General features: G+C 72.1%; 10 protein-coding genes and 1 pseudogene. 8 read left to right on the plus strand and 3 right to left on the minus strand.

The annotated features are described in order from the left end of the window. The first annotated feature begins 22 nt into the window (after positions 1-22). Positions 23-988 (plus strand): hypothetical protein, encoded by a 966-nt coding sequence (locus QE438_RS14135; RefSeq protein WP_306994798.1) that lies wholly within the window; start codon positions 23-25, stop codon positions 986-988. A 219-nt stretch (positions 989-1,207) separates the two neighbouring features. Here QE438_RS14135 and QE438_RS14140 read toward each other — a convergent pair whose 3' ends face one another. Then, positions 1,208-2,626, minus strand: coding sequence for an alpha/beta hydrolase (locus tag QE438_RS14140; protein ID WP_306994796.1), 1,419 nt, complete (start codon positions 2,624-2,626; stop codon positions 1,208-1,210). A 472-nt stretch (positions 2,627-3,098) separates the two neighbouring features. Between QE438_RS14140 and QE438_RS14145 the strand changes: the two are divergent. The 7 genes and pseudogenes from QE438_RS14145 to QE438_RS14175 form a co-directional block, all read left to right on the plus strand. Beyond that, positions 3,099-3,428, plus strand: a pseudogene (locus QE438_RS14145) (alpha/beta hydrolase fold domain-containing protein); the annotation flags it as partial. 148 nt (positions 3,429-3,576) lie between these two features. Then, a complete protein-coding gene (locus QE438_RS14150; RefSeq protein WP_309734849.1) occupies positions 3,577-3,918 on the plus strand; it encodes an alpha/beta hydrolase fold domain-containing protein in 342 nt (113 codons plus the stop codon). A 3-nt stretch (positions 3,919-3,921) separates the two neighbouring features. Next, complete coding sequence (locus QE438_RS14155; RefSeq protein WP_306994792.1) at positions 3,922-5,574, plus strand: long-chain-fatty-acid--CoA ligase; 1,653 nt, start codon at positions 3,922-3,924, stop codon at positions 5,572-5,574. A 220-nt stretch (positions 5,575-5,794) separates the two neighbouring features. Then, the gene (locus QE438_RS14160; protein ID WP_306994790.1) at positions 5,795-6,211 is read left to right on the plus strand and encodes a hypothetical protein; all 417 of its coding nucleotides are present in this window, start codon (positions 5,795-5,797) and stop codon (positions 6,209-6,211) included. 349 nt (positions 6,212-6,560) lie between these two features. Continuing rightward, positions 6,561-7,526 (plus strand): TerC family protein, encoded by a 966-nt coding sequence (locus QE438_RS14165; RefSeq protein ID WP_130520687.1) that lies wholly within the window; start codon positions 6,561-6,563, stop codon positions 7,524-7,526. Between the two features lie 97 nt (positions 7,527-7,623). Next, positions 7,624-8,421 (plus strand): rhomboid family intramembrane serine protease, encoded by a 798-nt coding sequence (locus QE438_RS14170; protein ID WP_306994788.1) that lies wholly within the window; start codon positions 7,624-7,626, stop codon positions 8,419-8,421. Positions 8,422-8,446: 25 nt separating this feature from the next. Continuing rightward, complete coding sequence (locus tag QE438_RS14175) at positions 8,447-9,628, plus strand: glycoside hydrolase family 18 protein (RefSeq protein ID WP_306994786.1); 1,182 nt, start codon at positions 8,447-8,449, stop codon at positions 9,626-9,628. Here QE438_RS14175 and QE438_RS14180 read toward each other — a convergent pair. Both QE438_RS14180 and QE438_RS14185 read right to left on the minus strand, forming a co-directional pair. After that, positions 9,612-10,028, minus strand: coding sequence for an acyl-CoA thioesterase (locus QE438_RS14180; protein ID WP_130520681.1), 417 nt, complete (start codon positions 10,026-10,028; stop codon positions 9,612-9,614). The genes QE438_RS14175 and QE438_RS14180 overlap by 17 nt on opposite strands. Before the next feature lie 82 nt (positions 10,029-10,110). Further along, positions 10,111-13,080, minus strand: a complete 2,970-nt coding sequence (locus QE438_RS14185; RefSeq protein ID WP_306994783.1) for a ligand-binding sensor domain-containing diguanylate cyclase — start codon at positions 13,078-13,080, stop codon at positions 10,111-10,113. Positions 13,081-13,088 lie beyond the last annotated feature (8 nt).

Consider the following 13,088-nt stretch of genomic DNA (forward strand, 5'->3'; position numbering starts at 1 on the left):
ATGCGGCAACAAGGGGCGTGACGTGGTGCGGGTGGCGATCGTGGGTTCGGATGTGCAGACCGAAGTGGCGCTGATGCGCCGCCTGCAGCGCATTGCCGGCCTGCCCCCCGACAGCCTGACCCTGATCCACAACCCCGATGGCTGCGACCTGCTGGTGCTGCACGAGACGGCGACCACGCGCGTGGCCGGCGCACGCCTGGCGCAGGAGCGGCCGGACCGGCCGCTGTGGCTGATCGATGCCGGCGGGCGCCTGTCCGACCCGCGCCAGGGCGCCGCGCCGCTGCACGAGCAGGCGATCCGTGAGGTGCTGCAGGCCCTGCACGCCCCGCATGCGCAGGCCGACGTCGCCCCGTCCACCCCGGCACGCCCCTTCGCCGAGCAGCTGCACGAGCACCTGCAGGCCCGGCGCACGCAGGCGGTGCTGTCGCTGGATGGGGTGGACGTGCTGCATCTGGATTTCGTCGCCGGCCAGGCCGTGCCGCTGCACAGCGCGCGGCAGGCGGTGGACAACGTGCCGGGACTGCTGGGGCCGGGCTTCGATCGGCTGGTGCTGCGCGAGGTGGCGTTCTCGCCGGCCGGCCAGGCCCCGCGCCTGGCCCTGACCCCGCTGCTGTGGCAGACCGCGCTGCGCATGCGCATGGTGCCGAAGCTGATCGCGCCGCTGACCGAGACCACCGCCCTGCACATGCGCCAGTGGCCGGACTTCCGCGTGCTGGCCCACCGCCATGACGACTTCCGGCTGTGCTCGCTGCTGCTCAAGCAGGCCATGACCGCCACCGAGGCCGCCGCGCAGCTGGACATGGACCCCGGCGCGGCGCGCGCCTTCTTCAACGCCGCCTACCTCAGCGGCCACGCCGTGCTGGAAGGCGAGGCGGACGCCCTCGCCACCGCTTCCCCCGACGCCCCGCCACCGCCGCCCGGCACCTCGCCCCTGGCGCGGCTGTGGCAGCGCCTGCGCGGCAGCGCGCGCCGCCGCGCCGGCGACTGAGCCCGCCCGCACCGAGCCCGCCTGCACGACCGCGACGATCGTGACGCCTCCGGTGTCGCGTCACTCGGAAACTGCCAGCAACCTTCTACCGTCGTTCCAGTCGACACGCGGCGCGTGCATGACGAGGTCGCATCGCGTCGGGCTTGGCACGGGAAACATGGCATCGGTCGCTGCGCGCGCAAGCCCCGAGCCCCGCGGCCACCCAGGCGATCAAGCGGCTCAGTGCACCAGATCCTCGGACGGCCGCGTGCCGCGCTCGACCCACGCGTGCAATGCGTTCCAGGCCGCCACCGTCTGCGCCGGATCGAAGCCGCAGTGCGTGTAGCCCACCACGCCGCCGATCGGCAGCGGCGCCTTCACCCCCGGCACGGTGAACTGCACCAGGCGCGCGTCGTTGCCGGCCTGGTGGACGATGCGGCCCAGGCCCTGCGACTGCGCATAGGGCACCAGCGAATCGATCCGGTTGTGCAGCGTCACCAGCGGCACCTGGAAGCGGCCGGTGGCCTGGTGCCAGCGCCGCGCGTAGGCGATGGCCGCCGGGTCGGCGCCGAAGCGCTGCACCTGCCGGTTGAACTCGGCCAGCTCATTCGCGCTCATGTCCGGCACGCGATAGACCTTGCCCCGGTTGCCGTACAGCTGGCCGCCCATGGTCTGGCGCAGATCGTCGGCGCCCAGGGCGATGGTGAGCAGCGGATAGGCGACCGAGGCCGGCTCGTTCTCGAAGCCGCCGATCGCCGCCACCTGCCGCGCGATGCGCGCCTCGGGCCCATCGGGGCGTTCCTGCGCCGCCTTGAACAGCGCCAGCACCGGCGTGGCGAGGCGGGCCATCTGCATCCCGCGGAACTGCTCCGGATCGGTCGCATCGCCCGGCGGCGGCACGGTGGGCAGCGCGGTGCGCAGCGCGTCCTGCTCGCCCGGCAGCGCGTAGGGCGTGCCGCGGGTGAGCTGGTTCCAGGCCACGCGCATGTCGAACAGCTGCGCGAACAGCGGCTCCCAGCCCTCGGTCACCCCGCACATGGCCAGCCCGCCGGCGAAGGCCTGCGGGTGCTGCTCCAGCAGCGAGAGCACGATGTTGCCGCCCATCGAGCTGCCGCTGACATAGACCTTGTCCGCGCCCAGGCGCACCAGGAAATCGCGCAGCCGCAGCGTGTTGACCGTCGCGGTCTCCACGCCCATGCCGGCCTTGGCATAGGCGCTGTGCCCGGCCGCCAGGCCCGCGTCGTAGGCGGCCTTCAGGACCCCGGTCGCGCCGGTGCCCGGGGCGGTGGGGTCATCGAGCACGTTCACGGGGCTGCCCGGCGTGGAGTATCCGTGCGCGTAGAGCAGGGCATCGTGGTTCCACTGCGCTGGAATGGCGACGGCGAACTGATCGCCGCCGAGCTTGCCGCCCAGCAGCAGGCCGCCCTCCGGGCCAGGCACGGCGCTGACCTCGGTCGCGCCAAGCGCGGCGGCACGCGCGGCCAGGGCTCGCTGCGCGCTGGTCGGCTCGGTCGGCGCCTTGGCCGAGGTGGTGGCGGAGGTGTCCACCGCGGGGCGCGCAGGCGTGACGGCCTGGTGCGTGGCGCTGCAGGCGGATATCAGCGTCATGGTCAGCAGCGTCATGGCCATGCCGCGCGCACGTCGTGCGATCGGATTCATGCGGAAACTCCCTCGAATGACCGGGCGGAGTGTATGGCCTTGCGGAGGGCTCCTTAAGTGGACGTGCTGCGGCTCTGTCCCGGCAGCGGTCATAGGCAAGGCAAGGCCAGTCGACGGGGGCAAGCGCCCTGTGCGGCGCAGCATGACCCGGCGCAGGCGATCAGGCAGCTTGGCGGGACAGGAGTGAGTTCCTTCCATCCGCTGGAGCACCGCGTTGAGAACCGCCATCCTTTCTTGTGGGACCCTGCTCGCGCTGTTCGCCTCGATGTGGACGGTGCGCGCCGCCGAGACGCCCGATCCGCGCGTGCCGCTCAACGGCGTGCAGGTGCCGCTGTCGGCCTTCGCCTCGCCCGAGGCGCGCGTGCGCTTCCAGGCCATGCTCGATGCGCACGCCCGCGGCGAGGGCCCGGGCCAGGACATCGCCGCGGCGCGGGCGTTCTACGACGCGCAGAACAGCGACCGCGTGGCGCGCATGCGCAAGCTGTGGCCGGTACGCACCAGCGAGCAGCGCTTCGACGGCGTGCTGGCCGACGTGGCCGAGCCGGCCGACGGCATCGTGCCAGCCAACAAGACGCGTGTGCTGATCAACCTGCACGGCGGCGCCTTCCTGTGGGGCGCGCGCAGCGGCGCGCTGGCCGAGGCCATCCCGATCGCCGGCGTGGGCAAAGTCAAGGTGGTCTCGGTGGATTACCGCCAGGGACCGGAGTACGCCTTCCCCGCCGCCAGCGAGGATGTGGAAACCGTCTACCGCGCGCTGCTGCGCGACCACCGCCCGCAGGACATCGGCATCTACGGCTGCTCGGCCGGCGGCTATCTCACCGCGCAGGCGGTGGCGCGCCTGATCTCCAAGCAGCTGCCGCTGCCCGGGCGCGATCGGCACCTTTTGCGGATCGCTGGCCGCGCCCGATGGCGACTCCATCTACACCTCGGCCGCGCTGGAGGGGCAGAAGGTGCCCGCCGGCCCGCCCAGGCTCTCGGACTACCCGTACTTCCGCGGCGCCGACCTGTCCGATCCGCTGGTGTTCCCGGCCAACTCGCAGGCCATCCTCGCCCGCTTCCCGCCCACGCTGCTGATCAGCGGCAGCCGCGACTTCGCCCTGAGCTCGGTGCTGCACAGCCACGCGCTGCTCGACGCGGCCGGCGTGGACGCCGAACTGCATGTGTGGGACGGCATGTGGCACGCGTTCTTCGTCGATCCCGAGCTGCCCGAGTCGCGCCAGGCCTATGCGGTGATCTGGCGCTTCTTCGACCGCCACCTCGGCCAGGCGCCGGCCGCGGGCAAGGGGCGCTAGACCATGGGCCTGCGCTACGCCACCCCGGCCGAAGGCCATTACGACTATCCGCTGCACGTGGGCCAGCTGCTGCGCAGCGCGCTGGAGACCCGCAGCGGCCAGTCCATCCTCGGCAGCGACGGACGCCGCCACGACTATCCCGAGTTCGGCCGGCGCGTGCACCGCCTGGCCAATGTCCTGACCGCGCTGGGGGTGTCGCCGGGCGATGTGGTGGCGGTGATGGACTGGGACAGCCATCGCTACCAGGAGTGCTACTTCGCCATCCCGATGCTGGGCGCGGTGCTGCAGACGGTCAACGTGCGCCTGTCGCCCGAGCAGATCGCCTACACGCTGCGCGACACCGGCGCGCGCGTGGTGGTCTTCCACGCCGACTTCGCCGCGCTGGTGGCGCAGCTGGCCACGCAGCTGCCGCAGCTGGAGCGCTTCGTGCTGACCCACGACGGCCAGCCGCCGGCCTCGCTGCCGCTGGCCGTCGCAGGCGAGTACGAGGCGCTGCTGGCCGCGGCCGAGGACCGGCACGCCTTCGTCGACATCGACGAGCGCGCGCTGGCCACCACCTTCCACACCACCGGCACCACCGGCGACCCGAAGGCGGTGGCCTTCTCGCACCGCCAGCTGGTGCTGCACACGCTGGCCGTCGGCACCACGCTGGGCACGCAGCCCGAGGGCCAGGGGCTGCGCCACGGCGATGTCTACATGCCGGTGACGCCGATGTTCCACGTGCATGCCTGGGGCCTGCCGTACCTGGCCACGCTGCTGGGCCTCAAGCAGGTCTATCCCGGCCGCTACGTGCCGGCGCAGCTGCTGCGGCTGCGGCGCGAGGAGGGCGTGACCTTCTCCCACTGCGTGCCGACCATCCTGCAGATGCTGCTGGACGCCTTCGGCCCCGAGGACCCGGTCGACCGGCGCTGGACCATCATCGTCGGCGGCTCGGTGCAGCCGCGCGCGCTGCATCGCGCCGCGGCCGCCAAGGGCATCACCGCGCTGTCCGGCTACGGCATGTCCGAGACCGCGCCGGTGCTGAGCATCGCGCGCTCGTTCGCGGCGCCGGGCGCGCAGCGCGAGACCGAGCTGTGCAGCGCCGGGCACCCGGTCCCGCTGGCGCAGCTGCGCGTGGTCGACCCGGACATGCAGGCACTGCCGGCCGATGGCCAGCACCAGGGCGAACTGGTCGCGCGCACGCCGTGGCTGACGGCCAGCTACGGCGGCAACGTCCAGGCCGGCGAGGCCTTGTGGCGGGGTGGCTGGCTGCACACCCAGGACGTGGCCAGCATCGCCGCCGATGGCCGCGTGGTGATCCGCGACCGGCTCAAGGACGTGATCAAGACCGGCGGCGAATGGGTGTCCTCAGCGCAAATGGAGGACCTGACCGTGGCCGGCCCCGGCATCTGCGCGGCATCGTACGTGGGCGTGGCCGATCCGCGCTGGGGCGAGCGGCCGGTGGCCTTCGTGGTGCCCGCCGAGGGCGCGCAGATCTCGCTGGAGGGCGTGCGCGCGCACCTGCAGCAGCACGTGGACAGCGGCACGATCAGCCGCTACGCCCTGCCCGACGAGCTGATCGTGGTCGAGGAGCTGCCACGCACCAGCGTCGGCAAGATCGACAAGAAGGCCCTGCGCGCGCGCCTGGCGCAACGCGATGCCTTCCAGCGCGACTGATCCGACCCGGGCGATCGATGCGCTGACGCCGTCGGCCCCGGCCCGCGGCACGCTGGCGGCGTGCCGGCGCCAGCGGACGGCACGCACCGTCACGGACAGGCATCGCGCCGGCCAGCCTGGGTTTAAGGCGCGGCTGCTAGCGTGCATGGGTGATCCCTGCCGGCCTGCTGGCCAGACGGCCCGCACCGCGCAACGGACACGCACCGCAAGGTCTGCCGCCATGAAGTCCATCGCCGTCGTCTCCCTGTTGCTGCTCTGCGCGCCGCCCGCCGCCCTGGCCCAGACCCAGCCGCTGAACCTCAAGCTCAAGGACGACACCAGCTTCTCCGGCGCGGGCGATCCGCCGGGCACCTATTACGGCGACCACAGCGGCCCGGTCGTGGACACCGACCCGGCGCGGCCGGTGTCCGAGCTGGACGACGGCAAGGCCCACGTGCATGGCGCGTTCACCACCGGCATCGGCTATTCGAAGGGCTACGGCAGCAGCACCTACAACGCGGCCGATCTGAGCGTGGCCAAGGCGTTCACCAGCGACGAGGGGCGCACCAGCGTGATGCGCCTGGACATCCACGTCAGCAAGAGCGATGGCCCGTTCGGCGGCGGCCCCTACGGCGGCTACTGGCGCGGGTATCCGTAGACCGCGACCGCGGCGATGCGCTGGTCGGCCGTCGACGACGCGCCGTGACAATGCGGACAGATCGGGCCCGATCTGAACGACCCGCTCAGCCTGGACGTTGACCCGGCGCGTGCCGCGCCGCGACAATCGCCCACAGAAGGGGAGTAGCTCCCACGCGCTGCGATCGTCATGACGGGCTTCACGCCCCGGTCCAGCGGCAACCGGCCCACTGCTAGGGCCGGCTGTGAGCGAGACCTTCGCCGCAACGGCGAAGGTGTGTGTGTCCCGGATCTCCTTCTTTCCCGGATTCCGTGCGCTTCACTGGACTCGTCGCAGCCTTCGTCCCTTGGCTTACACGTGGAGCATTCGCATGCAGACAATTGCAAACCCCTGGCTGTGGGGTGGATTCGTGGTGGTAGTGATCGCCGCCCTGCTGGCCGACCTGGTGCTGATGCGCCACGGCGGCCCGCACAAGGTCACCTTCAAGGAAGCGCTGTGGTGGTCGATCGGCTGGGTCGCCCTGGCCCTGGCCTTCAACGCCGGCCTGTGGTGGTACCTGCACCAGACCATCGACGCGGCCAACGCCAACCGCATCAGCCTGGAATTCCTGACCGGCTACCTGGTCGAGAAGTCGCTGGCGGTGGACAACATCTTCGTGTTCCTGATGGTGATGTCCTACTTCGCCGTGCCCGAGGAGCAGCGCCAGCGCGTGCTGGTGATCGGCGTGCTGGGCGCGATCTTCCTGCGCGCGATCATGATCTTCGCCGGCGCCGCGCTGCTGACCAAGTTCCACTGGCTGCTGTACGTGTTCGGCGCGTTCCTGCTGTTCACCGGTATCAAGATGTGGTTCTCGGCCGGCAGCGAGCCGGACCTTGAAGCCAATCCGGCGCTGAAGTTCATGCGCAAGCATCTGCGCCTGACCGATGGCTACGTCGGCCACGACCTGTCGGTGAAGCGCGATGGCAAACGCTGGTTCACGCCGCTGTTCGTGGTGCTGATCCTGATCGCGGTGACCGACGTGATCTTCGCGGTCGACTCGATCCCGGCGATCTTCGCCATCACCACCGACCCGTTCATCGTGCTGACCTCCAACGTGTTCGCGGTGCTGGGCCTGCGCGCGATGTTCTTCCTGCTGGCCGGCATGGCCGACCGCTTCCATCTGCTGCCCTACGGCCTGGCGGTGGTGCTGGTCTACATCGGCGCCAAGATGCTGCTGATCGATGTGGTCAAGATCCCGGTGCTGGTGTCGCTGGGCGTGGTGTTCGGCATCCTGGCGGTCACGGTGTGGCTGAGCCTGGTGCGGCCGCAGAAGCCGCAGGCCGGTCCGCAGGCGTAAGCCTGCCGGATCGGTGATCGACCCGCGCCGCGGCGTTCCATCCATGGGACGTCGCGGCGCGCTTGTTTTCGCAGCCTGGCGGCGCCATCGAAGCGGGATGGACGCCTACCACCCCGACGATCCGCGCTACGACGCGCAGGCCCAGGCCCGTGCCGACCGGCGGCGCCTGCTGCGCGCCTTCAACGCGTCGCTGGCCTTCGTGCTGCTGCTGGTGCTGTGCTACTGGATGCAGTCCAGCTTAGACTGGCGGGCCCTGGCGATCGCGCCGCACACCGTGCAGGGCCTGGTCGGCATCCTGACCGCGCCGCTGCTGCATGGCTCGGTCGAACACATCGCCTCCAACGCCATCGCCCTGCTGATGCTGGGCACGCTGGCCGGCAGCGTGTATCCCAAGGCCACGCTGCGTGCGTGGCCGCTGCTGTGGCTGGGCTCGGGCCTGGGGGCGTGGTGGCTGGGCGATGCCGGCACGCGCCACCTGGGCGCCAGCGGGCTGGGCCACGGGCTGATGTTCCTGGTGATCGGGCTGGGCCTGCTGCGCCGCGATCGTGCGTCGATCGCCGCCGGCCTGATCGCCTTCCTGTTCTACGGCGGCATGCTGCTGACCGTGCTGCCGCGCGAGCCCGGCGTGTCCTGGCAGGCGCACCTGGGCGGCGCGGTGGCCGGGCTGCTGGCGGCCTGGTGGCTGCGCCGCGCCGACCCGCCGCTGCCGCGCAAGCGCTACAGCTGGGAAGTGGAAGAGGAACTCGCCGCGCACGACGAGGACGCCAGCACGCTCGAGCCGCCCTCGCCGCGCGAGGTGCCGGTGCTGTGGCAGCCGGCGCCGCCGGGCCGCGGCACGGTGCTGGTGTTTCCGCCCCGGCCTCCGCAGGACGCGTCGGGTCAGCGGCTAGACTAGCCGGCCGTTCGCTGCCGGCCCTGCCATGCGCCTGATCGCCTCTTCCGGCCTGTCGGCCGTGCTGGCCTGCCTGCTGACCCTCACCGGCTGCGCCAGCGCGCCTTCGCCGGCGCAGCCAACCTTCCCGCGCACGCCGCTGACCCTGGTCGGCTACGTCACCGCCGGCGAACCGGTCCGCGCCAGCGCCGCCGCCAAGCTGGACGTGGCCAACTTCGCCTTCGCCGCGCCCGATGCCGCGCACCGGGTCAGCCTGGGCACGACGCAGAACGCCGCCGCGCTGTCCGCGCTGGTGCGTCTGCGCCAGCAGGCGCCGGGCCTGCGCGTGGTGCTGTCCATCGGCGGCTGGGGCGCCGGGCATTTCTCCGAGGCGGCGGCCACGCCGCAGGCGCGCGCGGTCTTCGTCGACAGCGCCATGGCGCTGCTGCGCCAGTACGACCTGGACGGGCTGGACATCGACTGGGAGTACCCGACCCTGGCCGATGCCGGCATCAGCGCCAGCGCCGACGACAAGGCGCACTTCACCGCGCTGCTGGGCGACTTGCGCGCGGCGTTGGACGCGCAGGGTGCGCGCGACGGGCGCCGCTATCTGCTGACCATCGCCGCGGCGGAGGGTCGGCTGGCCTCGGGCCTGGACCTGCCGGCGATCGCGCCGCTGCTGGACTGGATCAACCTGATGACCTACGACTTCTACGGCAGCCTGACCCCGACCACCGGGCATGCCGCCGCGCTGGGACGTTCGCGACTGGCACCGGCCGATGCGCGCACGACCGAGGCGGCGGTGGAGGGCTTCCTGCGCGCTGGCGTGCCGGCGGCCAAGCTGCACGTGGGCATGGCGTTCTACGGGCGCCGCTTCGGCGAGGTCGCGCCGCAGCAGGCGGGGCTGCTGCAGCCCTACCGCAGCGATGGCGGCTTCATTTCCTATCGCCAGATCGTGGAAGGCGACCTGGTCGGCAGCGGCGGCTTCGCGTCCCACTGGGATCCGCAGGCGCGCGCGGCCTGGCTGTGGAATCCGCGCAGCGCGCAGATGATCAGCTACGAAGACCCGCGCGCCCTGCGCGAGAAGGTCGCCTACGCCCGCGCCCAGGGCCTGGGCGGGGTGATGTTCTGGGAGCTGCACCAGGACCACGACCAGGACCTGCTGGACGTGGTGCGCCAGGCGATCGACGACCCGGCGGCCGCCCGCCCGGATCTCATCCCTGCGCGCTAGCCACCGGCAGCGGCGGGGCGGCGGTCGGGCGCCCCAGCGGATCCAGCGCGATCATCACGAAGCGCCCGCGCGTGCACAGCTTGCGCTCGCCGCTGAGCAGGTCCTCGGTGACCACTTCCACGTCCACGTTCATCGAGCTGCGCCCGACCTTGACGATGGTGGCGATGACCTCGACCAGGTCGCCCTTGCGGATCGGCTGGTTGAAGTCCACCTGCTCCGAACGCGCGGTGACGACCGTGGTGCGCGCGTAGCGCGAGGCGACGATGAAGGCGGCCATGTCCATCCAGGCCAGCGCCTGACCACCGAACAGCGTGCCCAGGTGGTTGGTGTGGTCGGGAAAGACCATGTGCAACAGGCGCGCCTCGGTGGGGCGGGCTTCGGCGGCGGGGGCCTCGGACATGCGGACAAGCTCCTGATGGGGGGACGGCCGCGCAGGCGACGGCCGGGCGACCATTGTCGCGCGCCGGAACCGCGCGCGGCGATCAGACCAGGGCCGGGGCCGCGCCAGGGGCCTGGTCGCTGGCGATCCCTTCGTGCGTGGCCACCACCACGCGATTGCGCCCTTCGCGCTTGGCCTGGTAGAGCGCGTGGTCGGCGCGCCGCAGCAGCGCGTTGGGCGTCTCGCCCGGCTGCAGCCAGGCCACGCCGATCGAGCAGGTCACGCGCAGCGAGAGGCCATCGATGACCAGCGGCTTGGCGCCCACCGCGTCGTGCAGCGCCTGCAGCCGCTCGCCGGCCGGCGGCTGCAGGCCGGGCATCACGCCGAGCAGCTCCTCGCCGCCGTAGCGGCCGATGATGTCCGAGCCGCGCATGTTGTGGGCCAGGCGGTCGGCGACGCCGGCCAGCACCACGTCGCCGACCAGGTGGCCGTGGGTGTCGTTGACCTGCTTGAAGTGGTCCAGGTCCAGCAGCGCGATCGCCAGCTGCGTCCCGGCGGCATGGGCGCGCACGGCCTCGCGCTCGAGCTGCTCCATGATGCTGGTGCGGTTGTGCAGGCCGGTCAGGCCGTCGTGGGTGGCCTGCACCTGCAGCGCGGTGCGCGCCAGTTCCAGCGCGCGCTTGTCGGCCTCCAGCTCGGCGGTGCGCGCGGCGACCAGGCGTTCGAGCTGCTGCTTGTGCTTGACGATGGCGTGCACGCGCCAGCGCCACAGGCTGCCGACCAGCGCGGCCGCCAGGACGCCCCACAGCGCCAGCAGCAGCGGCGAGCGCCACCATGGCGGGCGCACCTCGAAGCCGAAGGTCACCACCTCCGACTGCGCGCGCCGGCCGACGTCCAGCGCCTGCACCTCGATCACCTGCTTGCCCGAGCCCAGCAGCGGGAAATCCAGCGTGCGCGAATTGGTCTCGATCCACGCGTCCTGGCGATCGCGCAGGCGGTAGCGGAACTTCAGCATGTCGGTCCCGGCGATGCTGCCGGGCGTGGACAGGGTCATGCGCACCGGCAGCTGTTCCCACGGCAATACCGCGCCCGAGTCGATGCGCTGCCCGCCGCGTTCGACCCGGGCGATGTTGAGCGCCACCGGCGTGCGCGCCAGCAGCTGCTCCGGATGCAGCAGGTGGCTGACGCCGCGCGAGGTGCCGATCCACACCGAGCCGTCGCGGTCCTCGAAGAACCCGCCCTCGGAGATGTCCTCGCTGATCAGGCCGTTGGCCTCGTGCAGCCGCGTCCACTTGCCGTCCTGCAGCACGTCCAGGCCCATGCTGCCGCCGACCCAGAGCCGGCCGGCGCGGTCGTGGCGGATGAAGTAGGGGATCGCATCGCGCAGCAGCGGGTCCTCGACTTCCTTCAGGGTCAGCGTGTCGCCCTGGCCGATCGGGCCGCGGAACAGGCCCGCATCGTCCACGCTGAGCCACAGCGTGCCGTCGCGCCCGATCGAGAGCTTATCGAACAGCGTATTGGGCATGTCACCCTGCGCGTGGATCCTGGTGACACGCCCGTCGCGCTCCAGGCGCATCACCCCGCCCTTGCCGGCGAACCACAGCCGCCCCTGCGCGTCCTGCTCGACATCGCCGAAGCTCACCGCCGGCAGCGCCTCGAAGCGCCTGGCGACCGGATGGGCCAGATCGTTGATCAGGTACACGCCTTCGGTCGTGCAGATCCACAGGCGCTGGCGATCGTCGAAGAAGATGCGGCGCAGCTTGGCCGGCAGGGTCGCGGCGACCTTCAGCTCGTCGCCCTGCAGGCGCAGCAGCTGGCCGCGATACAGCGCCACCCACACCGCCTGGTCCGGGCCCAGGGTCAGCGCGAACACATCGCGCACCGGCTCGCCCAGCGGATTGTGCAGGGTCTGGATGCGGTTATCGCCGGCGGTCAGGCGATGCAGGTCGCGCTCGTTGCCGAACAGCATCGCGCCCTGCGCATCGCGCGCCAGCGACCAGTTGGGCAGGCCCTGCAGGCCGTTGCCCGGGCCCCAGTTCTCCACGCCGGCATAGCCGCGCCAGCGCAGCACGCCCAGGCCGGGGTAGGACATCCACAGCTCGCCGCTGCGGCTGGCCAGCAGCGCGTTGGGCGGAAGATCGGGCAGCCCGTTGCGGGTGTCGAACCGCTCCCAGCGACCGTCCCAGCGCAGCATGCCGCCGTCGCTGCGGGTCAGCACGCGCCCCTGGCGGTCCTCGGTCAGGTCCAGGTGGCGCGTGGTGGTGGCCAGCATCGAAGGCGGCGGCACTGGCCGCTCCTCGAAGCGCGTCGCGCCCGGTGCCAGCACCAGGATGTGGCGCGGGCTGCGCGCCCACAGCGTGCCGCGACGGTCGCGCAGGAAGGCGGTCCAGGCGTCGCGGGGCACGCCGTCGCCGGGCCCGTAGACGCGCACCTGGCCATCGTCGGTGCGGCGGCAAACGGTCTGGCCGCAGCCGAACCACAGCGCGCGGCCATCGCGGTAGACCGCGCCCAGCTCGGCCAGCTCGGGGTGGGCCTGTTCGGCGGCCCGGTCGAACAGCGCGCGCGTCTTCCAGTGCCCGTCCGGGTCGCGGGTCGCGCGCAGCGCGCGGCTATGGCTCAACGCCACCGCACCGTCGGCCAGCGCCGCGACGTTGTGGCCGACCTCGAAGGGAAGCGGCGACCCGGCCGGGTCGAGCACGCGCACGGCCCGGTCGCCGTCCCAGAAGTACAGATTGGCCGCGGTGGCGACCCACAGCCCGCGCCCGTCCGGCGCCGGCGAGGCGTTCATCACATAGGCATCGTCCAGACCCGCACCGGCGCCGACGCGTTCGAAGCGCTCGCCCTCGTAGCGGTACAGGCCGCCGTAGGTGCAGGCGTAGACGTTGGCCTGCGGATCCTCGACCAGGCAGTCGGCGCCCAGGCTGCGCAGGCCATCGGCCGTGCCGTAGACCCGCAGCGAGGCGACCTGTGCGGCCACGGGCCCGACCACGCACAGCAGCGCCAGCGCCGCGCCAAAGGCGCGACCGAGCCGGAGCATGGCGATGGTGCGCGCCGAGGCGCGACGGGCGTGCATGGCGGGGA

The sequence above is a fragment of the Pseudoxanthomonas sp. SORGH_AS_0997 genome (genome assembly GCF_031453535.1).
In the GTDB taxonomy this organism is placed as follows: domain Bacteria; phylum Pseudomonadota; class Gammaproteobacteria; order Xanthomonadales; family Xanthomonadaceae; genus Pseudoxanthomonas_A; species Pseudoxanthomonas_A winnipegensis.

Bases quoted from the DNA above. Each gene is read 5' to 3' on its own strand.
- QE438_RS14155 (WP_306994792.1), top strand. From the start codon at position 3,922: ATGGGCCTGCGCTACGCCACCCCGGCCGAAGGCCATTACGACTATCCG.
- QE438_RS14170 (WP_306994788.1), top strand. From the start codon at position 7,624: ATGGACGCCTACCACCCCGACGATCCGCGCTACGACGCGCAGGCCCAG.
- QE438_RS14140 (WP_306994796.1), bottom strand. From the start codon at position 2,626: ATGAATCCGATCGCACGACGTGCGCGCGGCATGGCCATGACGCTGCTG.
- QE438_RS14175 (WP_306994786.1), top strand. From the start codon at position 8,447: ATGCGCCTGATCGCCTCTTCCGGCCTGTCGGCCGTGCTGGCCTGCCTG.
- QE438_RS14165 (WP_130520687.1), top strand. From the start codon at position 6,561: ATGCAGACAATTGCAAACCCCTGGCTGTGGGGTGGATTCGTGGTGGTA.
- QE438_RS14160 (WP_306994790.1), top strand. From the start codon at position 5,795: ATGAAGTCCATCGCCGTCGTCTCCCTGTTGCTGCTCTGCGCGCCGCCC.
- QE438_RS14180 (WP_130520681.1), bottom strand. From the start codon at position 10,028: ATGTCCGAGGCCCCCGCCGCCGAAGCCCGCCCCACCGAGGCGCGCCTG.
- QE438_RS14185 (WP_306994783.1), bottom strand. From the start codon at position 13,080: ATGCACGCCCGTCGCGCCTCGGCGCGCACCATCGCCATGCTCCGGCTC.